At 68.4% G+C, this 15,382-nt stretch carries 15 protein-coding genes; 4 read left to right on the top strand and 11 right to left on the bottom strand.

The annotated features are described in order from the left end of the window. The first annotated feature begins 8 nt into the window (after window positions 1-8). A complete protein-coding gene (locus tag ACYVN4_RS08890) occupies window positions 9-878 on the top strand; it encodes a glycoside hydrolase family 16 protein (protein ID WP_460719128.1) in 870 nt (289 codons plus the stop codon). On the opposite strand, the gene ACYVN4_RS08895 is transcribed toward ACYVN4_RS08890, so the two are convergent. Then, window positions 772-3,513: an HAD family hydrolase gene (locus ACYVN4_RS08895; protein ID WP_460719130.1), complete on the bottom strand. Its 2,742-nt coding sequence runs from the start codon at window positions 3,511-3,513 to the stop codon at window positions 772-774. The genes ACYVN4_RS08890 and ACYVN4_RS08895 overlap by 107 nt on opposite strands. A gap of 194 nt (window positions 3,514-3,707) precedes the next feature. On the opposite strand from ACYVN4_RS08895, the gene ACYVN4_RS08900 reads away from it, so the two are divergent. Continuing rightward, a complete protein-coding gene (locus tag ACYVN4_RS08900; protein WP_460719132.1) occupies window positions 3,708-4,874 on the top strand; it encodes a GNAT family N-acetyltransferase in 1,167 nt (388 codons plus the stop codon). Here ACYVN4_RS08900 and ACYVN4_RS08905 read toward each other — a convergent pair. The 3 genes from ACYVN4_RS08905 to ACYVN4_RS08915 all read right to left on the bottom strand — a co-directional run bounded on the left by ACYVN4_RS08905 (window position 4,815) and on the right by ACYVN4_RS08915 (window position 7,144). After that, complete coding sequence (locus ACYVN4_RS08905) at window positions 4,815-6,101, bottom strand: glycosyltransferase 87 family protein (protein ID WP_460719134.1); 1,287 nt, start codon at window positions 6,099-6,101, stop codon at window positions 4,815-4,817. The genes ACYVN4_RS08900 and ACYVN4_RS08905 overlap by 60 nt on opposite strands. A gap of 117 nt (window positions 6,102-6,218) precedes the next feature. After that, window positions 6,219-6,788, bottom strand: coding sequence for a peptide deformylase (locus tag ACYVN4_RS08910; protein ID WP_460719136.1), 570 nt, complete (start codon window positions 6,786-6,788; stop codon window positions 6,219-6,221). A 44-nt stretch (window positions 6,789-6,832) separates the two neighbouring features. Then, window positions 6,833-7,144, bottom strand: coding sequence for a hypothetical protein (locus tag ACYVN4_RS08915; protein ID WP_460719138.1), 312 nt, complete (start codon window positions 7,142-7,144; stop codon window positions 6,833-6,835). Window positions 7,145-7,545: 401 nt separating this feature from the next. Between ACYVN4_RS08915 and ACYVN4_RS08920 the strand changes: the two genes are divergently transcribed. Beyond that, complete coding sequence (locus ACYVN4_RS08920; RefSeq protein WP_460719140.1) at window positions 7,546-7,893, top strand: hypothetical protein; 348 nt, start codon at window positions 7,546-7,548, stop codon at window positions 7,891-7,893. Between the two features lie 24 nt (window positions 7,894-7,917). Here the strand turns inward: ACYVN4_RS08920 and ACYVN4_RS08925 are convergent, their stop codons facing one another. Both ACYVN4_RS08925 and ACYVN4_RS08930 read right to left on the bottom strand, forming a co-directional pair. Continuing rightward, window positions 7,918-9,231, bottom strand: coding sequence for a cryptochrome/photolyase family protein (locus ACYVN4_RS08925; protein ID WP_460719142.1), 1,314 nt, complete (start codon window positions 9,229-9,231; stop codon window positions 7,918-7,920). Window positions 9,232-9,321: 90 nt separating this feature from the next. Further along, entirely contained in the window at window positions 9,322-9,720 is a 399-nt protein-coding gene (locus ACYVN4_RS08930; protein WP_460719144.1) for a DoxX family protein, read from the bottom strand. 29 nt (window positions 9,721-9,749) lie between these two features. On the opposite strand from ACYVN4_RS08930, the gene ACYVN4_RS08935 reads away from it, so the two are divergent. Next, the gene (locus ACYVN4_RS08935) at window positions 9,750-10,646 is read left to right on the top strand and encodes a sigma-70 family RNA polymerase sigma factor (protein WP_460719146.1); all 897 of its coding nucleotides are present in this window, start codon (window positions 9,750-9,752) and stop codon (window positions 10,644-10,646) included. A gap of 9 nt (window positions 10,647-10,655) precedes the next feature. Here ACYVN4_RS08935 and ACYVN4_RS08940 read toward each other — a convergent pair whose 3' ends face one another. The 5 genes from ACYVN4_RS08940 to ACYVN4_RS08960 are packed head-to-tail and all read right to left on the bottom strand — an operon-like array spanning window position 10,656 to window position 15,255. Continuing rightward, a complete protein-coding gene (locus tag ACYVN4_RS08940) occupies window positions 10,656-11,675 on the bottom strand; it encodes a zinc-dependent alcohol dehydrogenase (protein WP_460719148.1) in 1,020 nt (339 codons plus the stop codon). A 42-nt stretch (window positions 11,676-11,717) separates the two neighbouring features. Further along, on the bottom strand, window positions 11,718-12,311 hold the full coding sequence (locus tag ACYVN4_RS08945; RefSeq protein ID WP_460719150.1) for a TetR/AcrR family transcriptional regulator: 594 nt from the start codon (window positions 12,309-12,311) through the stop codon (window positions 11,718-11,720). A gap of 59 nt (window positions 12,312-12,370) precedes the next feature. Beyond that, the gene (locus ACYVN4_RS08950) at window positions 12,371-12,766 is read right to left on the bottom strand and encodes a DUF302 domain-containing protein (RefSeq protein WP_460719152.1); all 396 of its coding nucleotides are present in this window, start codon (window positions 12,764-12,766) and stop codon (window positions 12,371-12,373) included. Window positions 12,767-12,780: 14 nt separating this feature from the next. Then, complete coding sequence (locus tag ACYVN4_RS08955; protein ID WP_460719154.1) at window positions 12,781-13,050, bottom strand: metal-sensitive transcriptional regulator; 270 nt, start codon at window positions 13,048-13,050, stop codon at window positions 12,781-12,783. 51 nt (window positions 13,051-13,101) lie between these two features. Continuing rightward, window positions 13,102-15,255, bottom strand: a complete 2,154-nt coding sequence (locus ACYVN4_RS08960; protein WP_460719156.1) for an MMPL family transporter — start codon at window positions 15,253-15,255, stop codon at window positions 13,102-13,104. Window positions 15,256-15,382: the final 127 nt, after the last annotated feature.

Below are 15,382 nucleotides of genomic sequence, written 5' to 3' on the forward strand. Positions count from 1 at the left end.
TCCGCATCATGTCCGTTCGTTCCACGCTGTCGGCCGCGCTGGCCATCGCCACCGCGCTCATCGTGGCGGTCGGGTGCTCGTCCCCGTCCGGGCCGCCCGCCCCGACATCCTCGACAGCCCCGGGAAACCCCGGTTGGCAGTTGACCTTCGATGACGAATTCGACGGGCCCGCCGGGAGCGCGCCCGATCCCGACCGCTGGCAGCCGGACAAGGGTGGAACCGGTTGGGGCAACCAGGAATTGCAGTACTACACCCCCGACGGCAATACCTTCCTCGACGGTCGGGGGCATCTCGTGATCGAGGCACGCGCGGAGTCGGGTGCCGGACCAACCTGCTGGTACGGCAGCTGCCGGTATTCGAGCGGCAAGCTGACCACCACCGGAAGCGGGGAACGCGTGCTGTTCTCGCAGCAGTACGGCCGCTTCGAGGCGCGCATGAAGCTGCCGCAGGGGTCGGGGCTGTTGTCCGCGTTCTGGCTGCTCGGCGACAATCTGCCGCAGGTCGGCTATCCGCGGGCGGGTGAGATCGACGTGGTGGAGATGCTCGGCAATCAGACGAGCGATGTCGAACAGCATGTGCACGCGCCGGGCATCGACTACGGCACCGGCACCACCCTGCCGACGGGTCAGATCGGCAGCGACTGGCACACCTACGCCGTCGTCTGGACGCCGACCGAAATCGATTGGCAGGTCGACGGAAACACCACGCGCACGCTGACCAAGCAGCAGGCGGGGGCCCGCTGGGACTTCGACCACCCGTTCTATCTGCTGCTCAATCTGGCGGTCGGCGGCAACTGGCCCGGTTCGCCGGGGAGCGATACACAATTCCCCGCGCGCATGCTCGTCGACTATGTCCGGGTGTATTCAGAAGCCACCTGAGCCGCAGCGCTGCCAGCCGAAGCGTACGCAGCGGCACCCCCGGCAGCCCGTTCTCGCGAATCGCCAACGCCGCCAAGAGTGCACGGGTTCGGGGCGGGAAATCCGGCGGTCGGCATTCGGCACACCCGCCCGGGCGATGGCCGAGCAGTTCGGTACACGCGTCGAGGAGTCCGGCCTGATACGCATGCCGGGTCGTGGTGATACCCGCAGCGCGAACCCGGGTATCGGCATTGCGCGGTGCGAACGACAGCGGGGCCGACCGCAGGATGGGCAGATCCTCGCCGCTGTCGCCGACGGTCATTCGATGCGCCGCGCCCGGTAATCGTTCGATCAGCGCGGTCAGTCCCGTGGCCTTGTCGATGCGGGCCGCCACGATGTCGGTCTGTCCTTCGCCCTCGACGATGCGCAGCTCGCCGGGCTCGAAAGCCAGGACCTCGTCGATCATTTCGCGGGGCAACGGACCGCCGTCGATGCGGGCGCGGATGCTGTGGTCATAGCCCGCCACGAGCTCGATGCGCGGGTCGGCGCTCAGCTTCGCGCGGACGCCCTCCAGCAGCGACCGTTCCATATCGGTGCGCAGGTCGATCGTGCTGTCGGTCGGGGCGTCGTAGACGGCCGAACCGTACTCGGCGACCGCGCCCACGAGTCCGAAGACGCGGCAACGGTCACGGGTGTCACCGACGCTGCGACCGGTCGCGATGATCGGGCGGTAGCCGTGCGCAAGCAGCGCGCGCAGGGCCAGCGCTCCGGCGGGCGAGGTGATCGGGTAGCCGAGCGGGCCGGTCTCCAGCACGCCGTCGAGGTCGATTGCGCAGATCGGTCCCGAGACCGGATATTCCTGCGGGAGAATGCATTCCGCCAGATAGTCGTGCACCACCGCCGCTGATCGCCGTTCGAACTCGGCGGCCGATACCCGATCGGCACGTCTGAGCCGCCACAGTTGCACCAGGCGGTACAGCAGCCAGCGCTCGCCGTCCACACCGTGCCCGTCCCGGCTTGCGAAACCCGCTCGCAGGGCTCGGGCGAAGGCGATATCGGGAGCATCGGCGGCCGCACCTGCCAGCCCGAAAACCGCGTCATAGCAGGCAAGTTCGCGATTCCCGAACGGTGACCGGTGAAAACCGATCTTGCGCACCGCATTCGAGTCGGCGATCCAGTGACGGTGATCGGTGGCGCCGTCGGCAATGCTGGGGCGGTCCACCCGCAGCAAGGCGCGGGTCAACGGTTCCAGCAGGAGCAGCCGCGCAGGTGGACCGAAGCTTCCGAACTCGCCGCTGAGCAGGTACGCCGCGACCTCCCAGATCGGTCCGCGGCCACGCATCGCACCGGTCGGATCCCGCCTGGCCGGGAGGCACTGTTGTCGGCGCACGGTGTAGTCGGCGATACAGTCGGCAAGGATCTCCGGATTCGGCTGCGGCCCTTCGATAATCCAGTCTCGATACAGCAGCCCGTCACGCACCCCATATATCCGGGGCAGTACCTCGCCCAGCCGTTCGGCGATCACGGCGGCGGGCCGACCGAACCGCCCCAGACCGACACCTTCGATCACGAGTTCCCGCGACTCACGGCGGCCGGTTTCGATGTGGAGGAAGGGCACCGTGTAGCGGGCGCGCACATGCCCGCGCGATGGTGCACGCGCGGTGGAGTGCGCAACCGGTTCCCCGATCTGCCAGGACGAATCGACCAGAGCGGTCAGTGCGCCGCGAACGGCTTCCGGGGCGAGCAGCTCGTGTATGGCCCACTCCCGCCACGGCAGGCGGGCCGCGGGCCAGTGGCCCAACGCATCCGGCACACCCTGCGAATTTGCCCGGCCCGCATCATTGCGGTCAGTGGCGTCCCAATCCGTGAGCGCGAGCACGATCCGGTCCGCGCCGAGGCCGGTTGCCGTCACCGCTTCGGCCGCCGCCGCCATCGAACGCCCCGATACCGGCGGATCGTCGATGAGCACCACCAGCCCACCCGCACGGGCACATTCGCGCAATGCCTGTCGCTCGACACGCAACCAGGTGCGGCCCGGACGGTAGGTCAGCGCCCGGGCACCGACCACGCCACCCGCTCGCAGTGCCGCCACCAGCAGCGGGGCCAGATAGCAGCCCGAGGTGCGTATCCCGATCACGATCAGCGGCCGATCGTTCGGGATATCGACCGTGGCCGTGAGCTTCTCGGCGAGTCGCCGCAGGTCGTCGGGTCGCTGATCGAAGTCGTGGAAGCAGGCGGGCAGGCGCATCACCTCGTCGCCGAGCAGCGACACCACCGGCTCGATCTCGCGTAGCGGCGCGGGAATTCGGGCCACGTCGGCGGGGCGGGCATCAGTCGGCCCGAGTAATGCGGTGGCCGCGCGCACGGTCAGTTCGAGGAGCGCGCATCGCGCCTGATGCAAGCGGCTCGGTCGCCCGGGAACCGGCAGGTCGCCGACCGCGGCCGACACCGCGGCACCACCGCCGACCAAGCGTCCCGGCAAGGACCGCTTCGGCTGCGACAGCGCTGACGCGATACGCCCGAGCTGTAAGCGATCCGGGTGCAATCGGTCCTCGACCAGCTGCAGCAATCCACCTGCCACCAGGTACGCGTCCAGGGAATCTCCGCCCGTCACCGCGTCGCGGAGCTGGCCATACAGGGCGTCGGCGGACTGCAACAGGTCGATCGCGCGATCGGCCGTCGCCCCCCGAGCTGCCCCGATGTCGTTCAGATCGCTGCCTCCCAGGTCAAAAGCACTCCCTACCAAACGATATCGCGCACAGCGCAGGCGAAATCGCGTTACCGTGGAGAGTTCCTCCCACCGCAAACGAGTACCGAACGCGGTGTCCCGCATCGAGAAGGGCGCGCGACGTGACCCGGCTGTTCGGCTCTCACGGAGGCCGGACCGCCTCGTGGTCGCTGGCGAGTGAGGAGGGAAGGGTACAGATCTGCAGCCCCGCGCCCCGCGACGACTGGTCACAGGTGCTGCAGGCCGACCCGACCGCGACGCCCTCGCAAACCCCGACCTGGCTCGACTGCGTGTGCCGCAGTGACGGCTGGACCGATGCCAGTCGCCTGTATCGGCTTCCCCACGGCCGCACCCTGATCCTGCCGTTGGTCCGCCGTCGGATCGCCGGACTTCGCGGCCCGGTGCCCGCAATCCAGGCGTCCTTCCCGCACGGTTGGAGCACCGGCGGTCTGCTCGCGCCAGGCGGCGCGAGCGCCGCCGACATCGCGCTCGTCCGTGCCGACCTGTCCCGCCACCCCGCCTTGCGCACCCTGATCCGCCCCGGCTACATCGCCGCCGACGCCTGGGATTCGGCGACCGCCACCCACTCGCGCATCCAGCCGGTTCGCCGTGCGCCGCGCAACACCCACGTGCTCGACCTATCGGGCGGCTTCGAGGAGGTCTGGTCCCACCGCTTCACGGCGAAGGCGCGCAGTGGAATCCGCAATGCCGAACGCAAAGCCGCGGCGGCCGGGGTCGACATTCGGCTCGGCAACTCGCCCGATCTCGTCGCCGACTTCTATGGCGTCTACCTCCGCTGGCTCGAACTCCGCTCGCTGCAATGGGGTGCGCTGCGCCCGGCCGCGCGTTGGTGGAGCCGCCCCGAACCGCTGCGCCGGTTCCACACCGTCGCCGACGCCCTCGGCACGGACTGCCGGATCTGGATCGCGTGCCTCGACGGCACTCCGATCGCCGCCAATATCGTCCTGTTGCACGGACAGCTCGCCGTCGGCTGGCGTGCCTACGCCGACCGTTCCCTGACCGCCTCGCTGCGTACCCAGGAACTGTTGCAGTGCCGCTCGGTCGAATACGCCTGCAAGCTGGGCTGTTCTACCTTCATCATGGGCGAGTCCGGCGGAGTGACCGGTATCAAGCACGTCAAGGATCGGTTGGGAGCCACCGAATTCGAAGGCGCGGAATACCTTTTCGAGAGACTGCCGATTCCCGCACTCGACGCCGGCCGCGATGCACTACGCAGGGTCGCCCTGCGCATCGCCGCGGCGATTCCCGATCGGTCGAAGCAGGCTTAGTCGCCACGCGGTGGCGGCGAACAACGCCAGGGTGAGCCAGACGTAGACGTTGTGGACGAACAGGGCGGCGGGTCCGCGGTCAGGGAAGTCCAGGATGCTCTCGCGGGGCACGCCCAACAACAGCAACAGGCCGCCGGAACAGACGACGAAGACGGTGAGCAGCGCCCCGGCGGTCGCGAGGGAGCGGTGGCGATTCACCAAGTGGGCCAGGTAGATCAGTAGCGGTGCGAGCCACACCCAGTGGTGGATCCAACTGAACGGTGACACAACGGTGCTGGTCAGACCGCACAGCACCACGGCGGCCAGTTCGCGCCCGGTTCCCGAGAGGCGGCGGGCGAGCAGTAGGCAGACGACGGTGGCGGCGAGAGCCATGGCAAGCCAGAGGAATTGGACACCGACGCCCGAGCCGAGCGCGCGGGCCAGCAGACCGCGGAGGGATTCGTTGAACGGCGTCGCGGGTGGGCCGATCCGGGAGGAGTCGGCGAACGCTCCGCCCCAGTATCTGAGCGAATCCCGCGGCAGGACAGCCAGTCCGATCATCATGGTGACCAGCACGGTGCCGGACGCGGTGGCGGCCGCGCGGAATCGGCGGGTCACCAGCAGATACAGGATGAAGAATGCCGGGGTCAGTTTGATTCCGGTCGCGATGCCGGTCAATACACCTTTGCCCCGGGCGGAATCGGGCAGCGCCGTATCGGCCAGGACCAGCAGTAGCAGCAGGATGTTGATCTGGCCGAAGGCCATGGTTGAACGGATCGGCTCGCACAACAGCAGCAGTCCGGCGGCGGTCGGGCTCACGATCAGCATTCGACGGTCGTGGCGATAGCCGAGGATCGACAGTGCCGCCCAGACCGAGCCGGCGAGCAGCGCGAAATTCGCGAGCCCGCCGAACCAGGTGAACACCGTGCCGTGCAGGACGGTCAGCGGCACGAAAAGCAGTGCGGCGAACGGGGTGTAGACGAAATCCCAGCCGGTGCGCGACTGCGGATGCAACGGCGTGTCGTACACCGAGACCTCGTGCCGCACGCGATCGGCGGCGATCCGGTAGGCATCGAGGTCTTCCAGATGCAGCATGGCGTGCGGGTTCATCACCGCCTGACCCAGCCACTGCAACCCGGCGAGGGTGCCGACCACCGCCACCAGCCACACTACGACCAGCGGAATCGAGCGTCGTTGGGACGCTTCCTGATTCGCGGCCGCCGCCTCGTCGATCATCGGCAACGGCATGACGCACCCCTCGAGCTCCGGGTTTCCGGTTGCCCGGCTCACCGTAGTGAGGGGACTCCGCGACCGCGTGCCCCGAATTTTAGGCGCTTGCGTTTCACATCCCGCCGGGGTGCGGACTCAGCCGTGGAAGGGGTCGACATCCTTACCCGGAAGCCACGTACGACCCGGCTCGGTCCAGCCGTGCGCCTTGACCGCCTTCTTCGCCGCGCGCTGATTGCGGCCGATGAGGCGATCCAAGTAGAGGTGACCGTGCAGGTGGTCGGTCTCGTGCTGCAGGCAGCGGGCCAGGTAGCCGGTGCCTTCCACGCAGACGGGCTGATTGTCGATGTCGACGCCGGTGACCTTGGCCCAATCGGCGCGCCCGGTCGGGAACCACTCCCCCGGCACCGACAGACAGCCCTCGGTGTCGTCGTCGGGGTCGGGCATGGTCTCGGGGATCTCGGAGGTTTCCAGGATCGGGTTGATGACGTAACCGCGCTGGCGGCCTTCGGAATTCATCAGGTCGTAGACGAAAACCGCACGCGGGTCACCGATCTGGTTCGCCGCCAGGCCCGCACCCCGGGCGGCCGTGTTCGTCTCGAACAGGTCCTCGACGAAAGCGGCCAGCTCCGCGTCGAATACGGTCACGGGCACGGCCGGTGTGGAGAGTCTGGAGTCACCGGCGATCAGGATCGGTCGAACTGCCATGCATTATTTTTGCCATAAGGGTGCCGGACGGTTGCCGCCGGGTGTCAGATCGGGCGGGGCGGCTGCGCGCCGGACAGCAGCAGTTCGGTGACCATGTGGGTGCGGGAGCGCGGCGCCACCCGGCCGTCGAAGGCGGCCCACGCCCAGGACGCGATGAGGCCGTAAAGGGCTTCTGCCAGCCATTCGGGCGACAGGTCCAACCGGAAATCGCCTTCCTGCTGCCCCTTTCGGAAGAGGGCCGTGACGCGAGCGTCGAGCCGCGACCAACCGGCATTGATGTCCTCGCCCTCGAAGAGCTGGTTCTCGCTGAACAAGAAGGTCAGTACGTCGGCTATCGACTCGGACTCGGAGATCAAGCGGCGCAGGGCCTCCGGGGCCGAGTCCGCATCGAGTCGTGCCGCGTCGAGGGCCTGTTCGAATTGCAGGATGCCTAGGTGCTCGATGGCGCGAATCAGGGCATCACGGCCCGCGAAGAGGCGATGCAGAGTCGCCCGGCTGACGCCCCCGGCCTTCGCGATCTGCCCGATCAGTATCAGCGCGGCTAGGAACCCACAGAGGGCAGCACCGCGGGGCGTCGTGTGCCATTAGGACCCCCTCTCGATCGCACGATTCGGCGAGGAGAGCTTTCCGCACCTCCCATTGAGATTGCTGACTGATTGCCGCAGTGCGGGTCGGTACCTACCTTTGGTCGGGTATGCACGACCCTCCTCGAGGACATCGAGGTCCGATCCGAGAAACGGAATGAGTTGAGCTCCTGATGTTTACAGCCAGCAAGCCGGTCGCGTTCGCGGTCCTGGGGGTCGGTGCACTCGTGGCCGGCCCTGCCGTGGCCTCGGCCGCCCCTATCGCCACCGGCAGCTCCGCCGAAGCGCCGCAACGGGATCGGGAGCAGGACGAGGCGCGCAGCGTCTCCTTCACCGGCGTCGTGACGCGCAAGTTCTCCTTCAACACCATCTACGTGCGCACCATGGGCAAGACGATCAAGGTGAGCGACCTGTTGAAGGTCAGTGACATCGAGGTGGGTGACCGGGTCAGCGTCCGCGGCACGGCCGTGCCCGGTAGCAACGAACTCTCCAAGGTCCACAGCGTCACGAAGCGGCTGTAAGCCCTGCCCGGACAGGGTGACGCCTCACATGCCGTTGAACTCGACCAGCGGTGCGGGATAGTCGGGAACGTCTGCGCGCCACGGTTTATGGACGGCAGCTCCCGGCAGGTGCGCCAATTCGGGCAGCCAGCGCCGCACATACACGCCGTCCGGGTCGAAGCGTTCGGCCTGGCGGATCGGGTTGAGGACGCGATTGGGACGGGTGTCGGTGCCCGTTCCCGCGGCCCACTGCCAGTTCAGCTGGTTGTTGGCGATATCGCCGTCGACCAGCCAGGTCAGGAAATGGGCCGCGCCGAGTCGCCAGTCGACGCCCAGGGATTTGGTGAGGAAGCTCGCGGCCAGCAGGCGGGCGCGGCCGGGCATCCAGCCTTCGGCGCGCAGTTGCCGCATGGCGGCGTCGATGACCGGGTAACCGGTGCGGCCCGCGGCCCATGCGGCCAGGGCGTGCGGGTCGGCACGCAGTGGGGTGGGGCGGGGGCGGAAGTCGGTGTGCGCCAGGTCCGGTCGGGCGGCGAGGAGTTGATGGTGGAAGTCGCGCCAGGCCAGCTGCCGGGCGAACGCCTCGCCGCCCGGCGTCGCCAGATCGGTGCGCCGTACGACTTCGCCCGCCGACAGACAGCCGAAATGCAGGTAGGGCGAGAGGCCCGAGGTCGATCCGGCCAGGTTGTCATTGTCGGTGTGATAGCTGTTCACGGGTCCGGACAGCCACTCCCGCAACAGTTTCCGGCCGGTGCGCTCGCCGCCGATCGACAACTGCGGCGAGGTCGGGTAGTGGCACAGGTCGGCGAACTCGGGCACCGCCTCGCCCTTGACGGTCGGACCGCTGAGCTTTCGTGGGCGCGGGGCCTCGGCCCGCAGCGGGGTGTCGAGCCAGCGGCGGAAATACGGTGTGAAGACCGAGAAATGGTCACGACCGGTCGCCGGACGTAGCTCCGACGGGTCGACCACGGTGACCGATGCCGGGTGCACGACCACCCGGCAAGCTGCCTCACCGGCGCGAACTCGCAGCTGCTGTTCGCGGATGCGGCTGTAGTGGCTGACGTCTCCGGCGAGGTGGACGGCGCTCGCCCCGGTTTCGGTGATGACCCGCGCGACTTCCTCGACAACAGGCCCCCGGCGGATCACCAGGGGCGTGCCCAGTTCACGCAATTTGGCGTCCAACTCCGCGAGCGCTGCGGTCAGGAACCGAAGCCGATTGGGCGCGATCGGGGTTCGCTCGATGATCCCCGGATCCAGCACGAACAGCGGCACCACGGCCCCGCCCGCGGCCGCTGCCGCCAGCATCGGGTTGTCGTGCACCCGTAGGTCACGGGTGAACAGGGCGATCGTCACCGGCATGCGGCACTCGCTTTCGGAGAGGGTCGAGAGCAAACGCTGAGCTGTCCGCAAGACATTCGACACGATCGGGCGAGCGGTTTGGGCGGCGGGTCAGTCGGTGCGGCGGTCGGCCGGACGGGTGGCCCAAGACAGCGCGGTCAACAGGGCCATGGCGGTGAGGATCGCTACCTCGCTGCGCAGGTAGCCGGTGGTCAGGTGGGAGGCGATGGCTCCGGTGTAGACGAAGAATGTTCCGGCGTAGGCCCATTCCTTCAGCAGGGGGAAGCGCGGGATGAGCAGGGCGAGTGCGCCGAGCCACTTCCAGGTGCCGAGGATGACCAGGAAATAGGTGGGGTAGCCGAGGTGCACGATGACGTCGCGGGCGATCGGGAGGCGGGCGAGGTCCCACCAGCCGCCGACCACCAGTTCGGCCACGACCAGCAGGGTTGCGGTCCAGTACAGGACCGCGCGGTCGGGAACGATTCGTGTGACGATGGTGTGAGTAGTCATGACACTGGGACGTTCGGCGGGCGCGAAATATGTCTGACAGCGACTCGGATTCCGCAACGGAACATTTCGAACAGCGGCGCGCGCGACTCACCGCCGTGGCCTTCCGGATGCTCGGGGCCTCCGGTGAGGCCGAGGATGCGGTGCAGGAGACCTGGCTGCGCCTGAGCCGCACGGACCTCACCGCGATACGCCACCTGGACGGGTGGCTCATCACGGCGCTGTCGCGCATCTGCCTCGACGTGCTGCGCGCCCGGCGGGCCCGGCCGGAAATGCCGTTGGGAACCGTTGTGCTCGAACAGCTTCCCTACCGGCCGACCATCGGCGGGCCCGAGGAGCAGGCGGTCCTGGGCGCGGATCTGGAACGCGCCGTGCTGGTTCTGCTGCATCGCCTCGCGCCCGCCGAGCGTGTCGCCTTCGTCCTGCACGACATGTTCGGGGTGCCGTTCTACGAGATCGCCGACATCCTGCGCCGATCACCCAATGCCGCACGGCTGCTCGCCAGCCGTGGGCGGCACCGGGTGATCGGCGAAACGGATGGCATCCAACCGGATACGCTGCGCGAGCAACGGATTGTGCGGTTCTTCCTGGCAGCCGTTCGAGCCGGTGACCTCGACGCGGTCCTGACCCTGCTCGCCCCCGACATCGCGGTGTCCGCCGACGCCGTGGCCGCGCCGGGCCGCGTCTCCGTCACTGTCGAGGGACCGCACCGGGTCGGTCGATTGGCCATCGGATTCGCGCCCCGCGCGGAGTTCGCGGTCATGATGCTCGTGGACGGACACCCCGGCGCACTTGTTACCGCCCGCGACGAACCGCCCGCCGTCATGGCATTCACCATCGACGGCGAACGGATCACCCGCATCGAGGTACTCGCCGAACCGGAAGTGCTTGCGCGACTACCTCTCACGGTCCCCGACTTCACCGAATAACGAGCAGTGTCAGCGCGTGGCGACCAGTTTCACCGGGCTTTCGAGCAACGCGTCGATGGAGTCATCCCAGGCCACGGTGCGGGTGGTGACCAGGCTCGGGTCGAAGCGGCCGGTGGCTACCAGATCGAGGATGGGTGGGATGGTGGGGCGGGCGTGGGCGCGGCCGGTGTGGAAAGTGCAGCAGCGGGAATACATTTCGAGCATCGGGAGGGCGACGTCCTGGGTTTGGACGCTCACGCTGGTGCACGTGCCGTCGTTGGCGGTGGCTCGAATCGCAGCGACCAGCGCCTTCGCGCCGCCTGCGGCTTCCACCGTGACGGGGAATCGGCCGACGCGTTCGGTCGGTTTGCCCTCGATCGGTTCGGCACCGAGTTTCGCTGCGATGGCGAGTCTTTCGGGATCGGTATCGAGGTAGACGGCGCGCGCCGAACCCAGCGCGACCGCCAGGCCCGCCGCGTACAGGCCGATCGAGGCCGCGGCCTGGCCACCGAGAACGAGCACCTCCGCGCCCGGGTCGTCCGCCAGGTGCGGGGCCACGGTCCGGTACGCGTCGGCGATATTGTCGCTGGCACTGGCCACGGTGGCCGGGTCGACGCCGGCGGGCAGCGGCACGAGCATGGCGTCCGCGTGCGGGACCAGAACCAGGTCGGACCAGAAGCCGCCCCACACCAGGCCACCCATCGCGCCCAGACCGTAGGTGGACATCAGGGGGTGGCTGGTGCAGTTGCCGGTGCGGCCACGCCGGCAGGAATCGCAGGTGCCACAGGAGATTTGGAAGGGGACCACGACGCGGTCACCCGGGCGCACCGAAGTCACCTCATCCCCTACCGCGACGATCTCGGCCGCACCCTCGTGGCCGAAGGCATACGGGCCCGGCAGCGGGAAGCGGCCGCCCAGGATCGCAGGGTCGATATCGCAGGTGGCCACCGCGATCGGCCGAACCAGCGCCTGGCCGGGTGCGCCGAGGGCTGGTTCGGCCGTGTCTTCCCAGTGCAGAGCACCCGGGCCGTCGAGAACGAGTCGCTTCATCACTCGATCCTTCGCTAGAACGTTCTTTCCAGTCAACCCACCCTAGGGTGAATTGGCCTCGGCGGCACCGACTTCCGCCAAGCTCAGGCGAATCAGCCGGGCCATGGCGGCCGCGACCGTGTGCAGCGGTTCGTCACTGCGCCGTACCCGGGCCAAAATCGTCGCGCCCTCGTAGGCCGCGACCACCGTGGTGGCCAGCCCCCGCGCTTCCCCCGGCTCCATGCCCAGTTCGGTGAGCATCTCCGCGAACCCGTGCGCCATCGCGTCGAACGCCGAAACGCAGGCGACGCGCACGGATTCGACATCACTGCCGCCGTCGAGGGCGGGCGTGCCCACCGGACAGCCGTCGGTCCAACCGGAGTCGGCGAGTTTGGCGGCCATGAAATCGAACAGGGTTGCCGCCGTGCCGAACACGTCCCCCGGGGCCTGCCGGATCATCCGACCCACCAGCACCCCGGTGCCGGTGATGGCCGAGACCGCGATCTCCTCCTTGCCACCGGGAAAGTGGTGGTAGATGGACCCGTACGGCAGCCCGGCCGCCTCGCTCAGCTTCTTCAGCCCGAATCCGTGATAGCCGTGCCGGGCGAGTAGCCCGGCAGCGGCGACCTCGATTCGCCGTTTCGAATCGGACACCATCCATCCAGAGTATGAGCGGGGTCCGACAGCGGCAGCGCGAATCGTGTTCGCGCAGTGGATCAACCGAGCATCGCGAGCGCGGCGCGCAGCTTGGCGGCCGCCGCGTCGGCGACCTCACGCAGGCCCGGATCGCCCGCGACCTGCACCATCAGCTCGGGATTCATCGCCTCGACGCGGACCGTGCCCGCCTGCGCGGGATCACTGCGCACCACGACATTGCACGGCAGCAGCAGCCCGATCTGGCGGTCCACGCCGAGCGCTGCATGCGCCAGCGGCGGATTGCAGGCGCCCAGGATGAGGTAGTCCTCCATGTCCGCGTCCAGCTTGGTCTTCATGGTCGCGGTCACGTCGATTTCGGTGAGCACCCCGAAACCCTGCTCGGACAGGGCTTTCCGGGTGCGCGCCACCGCGTCGGCGAAATCGGTGTGCAGGGTGGTGGACAGGGCCATCGTCATGGCGTTCCTTTCGGTCAGGCCAGGGCCAGGAAGAGCTTCTCGAGCTCCTCCACGGTCATCGGTTCGGAGTTCTCGCTCTGCTCGCCACTGAGGCAGTCGCGCAAGCCGGTGGCGACGATCTTGAAACCGGCGCGGTCGATGGCCCGCGAGACGGCGGCGAGCTGGGTGACCACGTCCTTGCAGTCGCGGCCCGCTTCGATCATGGAGATGACCCCGGCCAGCTGGCCGTGCGCGCGGCGCAGGCGGTTGAGGACCTGGGCGATGCTGTCTTCGTCACCGATCATGGCGGCTTCCTTTCCTCGGTTCGTTGACTCGAGTATACCCCTGGGGGTATTTCAGTGGGCGAAGGTGATGTCGGGCAGCACCTTGCGCAGCCAGCGCGGCGACCACCAGGCGGCATGCCCGGTCAGGCGCAGCAGCACCGGCAGCAGGATCAGGCGGATCAGCACCGCGTCCAGCAGCACGGCCACGCCGAGGATGATGCCCATCTCCTTGGGCGGCAGCGGGTCGGCCAGGGCGAAAGTGAAGAACACCGCCACCATGACCGCCGCGGCGGCCGCGATCACCCGGCCGGAGTGGGCGAGGCCGTCGATGTGGGCGACGGCCGGGTCACCGGAGCGCTCGTAGTGTTCCTTCGCGGTGGCCAGCAGGAAGACCGTGTAGTCCATGGCGATCGCGAAGATCATGGCGAAGAAGAACACCGGACCCCAGCCGTCCAGGAAGCCCTGCGGGGTGAAGCCCAGCAGGCTCGCGCCGTGACCGTCCTGAAAGATCAGCTTGGCGACACCGAACGCGGCCGCGGTGGACAGCAGACTCACGCCCGCGCCGAGCAGGGCGATGAGCGGTGCGCGCAGGGCCACCAGCAACAGCAGGAAGCCGAGCACGAGGATGATGCCGACGACCAGGGGCAGGTAGTCGTTCAAAGCCTGTTGCAGATCGAGGTTCTCGGCGACCGCGCCACCCACGAGCGCACCACTCGGCAGCGCGGACCGCAGCGTATGGACGATGTCGCCCATCGCCGGATCGGAGGGATCAACGGCCGGGGTGGCCTGGATCATGACCAGGTCGCTGCCGTCGGCGGCGGGCTGTGGCGGCGAGACCGCCGCGATTCGGCTGTCCGAGGCCGCAATTCGCGCGGCATCCTGCGCCTGCGCGGCCGGGGCGACGATCTGCAGTGCGCCCGGCGCGCCGAGCCCGAATTCGCGCTGGACCAGTTCGTAGCCTTGGCGCACGGCGGCGTCGGCGGGCACGACCTGAATCGATGGCATGGCGACTTTGAGGCCCGCGATAGGTGCGGCCAGCACGACGAGGATCAGCAGCGAACCGATGGCAAATGGCCACGGGTGCCGGTGCAGCAGCTTTCCCCAGGAAGCGAACACCGGTGAACGATGCTGCTGCCGAGCCGCATACGGCAGCGCGCCCTTGTTCACCCGCGTACCGAGTGCGCCGAGCACCGCGGGCAGCAGGGTCAGCGTCGCCAACAGGACGAACGCGACCGCGAACATGATGCCGACGGCCATGGTCCGGACCGCGGGCGCGGGCACCACCAAGACCGCGGACAGACTGACCAGCACGGTCAGACCGGAGAGCAGGACCGCTTTCCCGGCCGTGGCCATGGTGACCGCGACCGCCGTGCGGGGCGGGGTGTCCCCGCGAATGGCGTCACGGAAGCGCGAGACCAGGAACAGCGCGTAGTCGATGCCCAGCGCGAGTGCGAACATCATCGCGAAATTCATGGCCCACACCGAGATCGGCGTGACATGGTTCAGCAGCACCAGCCCGCCCGCCGAGGCGACGAGACCGGTCAGCGTCAGCAGCAGCGGCAGTCCGGCCGCGACCAGGGAACCGAAGGCCAGCACCATGATCGCCAGCGTGACCGGCCAGGAGAGCATCTCGGCCTGCATCATGGCCTCATGGTTGGCCTTGTTGAAGTCGCTCCATAGCGCGGAGGCCCCGGTCGGATAGACCTGAAACCCGCCCGTTGCGAGGGCCTCGAGTTTCGGGCCGACGTCGGTCACCGCCGCCACCATGTCGTCGGTGCTCACGTTTGCGCCCGCCAGCACGATGCCGGTGTGCCCGTCGCGGCTGACCGACTGTCCCGGCACGGGTGCGACGATCGCGCCGAATCGGCTGTCACCTCGCAGGATTGCGTCGATATCGGTGACCAGGCGTTGCGCGGCGGGACTGTCCATGGTCGCGGTATCGGAGTGGATCACCACCTGCACGGCCGCCGCGGAATTCCCACCGAAGTGCTGTTGCGCGAGCTCGCGCACCCGCACGGATTCCGAACCGTCGGCCTGCCAGCCCGCCCCCGCGAGCGAGTTGAACACGGCGGGCGCGGCCGCACCCAGGGCGACCGACAGGAGCAACCAGAAACCGAACACCCAGCGGGCGTGATCGGCCATCCGGGCCCCGAGTCGGCCCAGCAGGCCACCGGGCACCGCCGTATGCGCGGCGGCATCGGCGACGCCGACTGTGGTACTTCGCATCTGACTTCCTTTCGATACCCCCTGGAGTATCTGAAGGCTATACCCCCAGGGGTATCTGAAGCCATGTGGAATACCTCACGGCAACCGTCGGGCATACCGGTGAACCCGCGCTACGGCCATGCGATCG

The organism is Nocardia heshunensis (genome assembly GCF_054782115.1).

Excerpts from the sequence above, each read along its gene's own strand:
- ACYVN4_RS08890 (WP_460719128.1), top strand. The coding sequence starts at position 9 with ATGTCCGTTCGTTCCACGCTGTCGGCCGCGCTGGCCATCGCCACCGCG.
- ACYVN4_RS08905 (WP_460719134.1), bottom strand. The coding sequence starts at position 6,101 with ATGCCGTTGCCGATGATCGACGAGGCGGCGGCCGCGAATCAGGAAGCG.
- ACYVN4_RS08910 (WP_460719136.1), bottom strand. The coding sequence starts at position 6,788 with ATGGCAGTTCGACCGATCCTGATCGCCGGTGACTCCAGACTCTCCACA.
- ACYVN4_RS08920 (WP_460719140.1), top strand. The coding sequence starts at position 7,546 with ATGTTTACAGCCAGCAAGCCGGTCGCGTTCGCGGTCCTGGGGGTCGGT.
- ACYVN4_RS08925 (WP_460719142.1), bottom strand. The coding sequence starts at position 9,231 with ATGCCGGTGACGATCGCCCTGTTCACCCGTGACCTACGGGTGCACGAC.
- ACYVN4_RS08930 (WP_460719144.1), bottom strand. The coding sequence starts at position 9,720 with ATGACTACTCACACCATCGTCACACGAATCGTTCCCGACCGCGCGGTC.
- ACYVN4_RS08935 (WP_460719146.1), top strand. The coding sequence starts at position 9,750 with ATGTCTGACAGCGACTCGGATTCCGCAACGGAACATTTCGAACAGCGG.
- ACYVN4_RS08940 (WP_460719148.1), bottom strand. The coding sequence starts at position 11,675 with ATGAAGCGACTCGTTCTCGACGGCCCGGGTGCTCTGCACTGGGAAGAC.
- ACYVN4_RS08945 (WP_460719150.1), bottom strand. The coding sequence starts at position 12,311 with ATGGTGTCCGATTCGAAACGGCGAATCGAGGTCGCCGCTGCCGGGCTA.
- ACYVN4_RS08950 (WP_460719152.1), bottom strand. The coding sequence starts at position 12,766 with ATGACGATGGCCCTGTCCACCACCCTGCACACCGATTTCGCCGACGCG.
- ACYVN4_RS08955 (WP_460719154.1), bottom strand. The coding sequence starts at position 13,050 with ATGATCGGTGACGAAGACAGCATCGCCCAGGTCCTCAACCGCCTGCGC.
- ACYVN4_RS08960 (WP_460719156.1), bottom strand. The coding sequence starts at position 15,255 with ATGCGAAGTACCACAGTCGGCGTCGCCGATGCCGCCGCGCATACGGCG.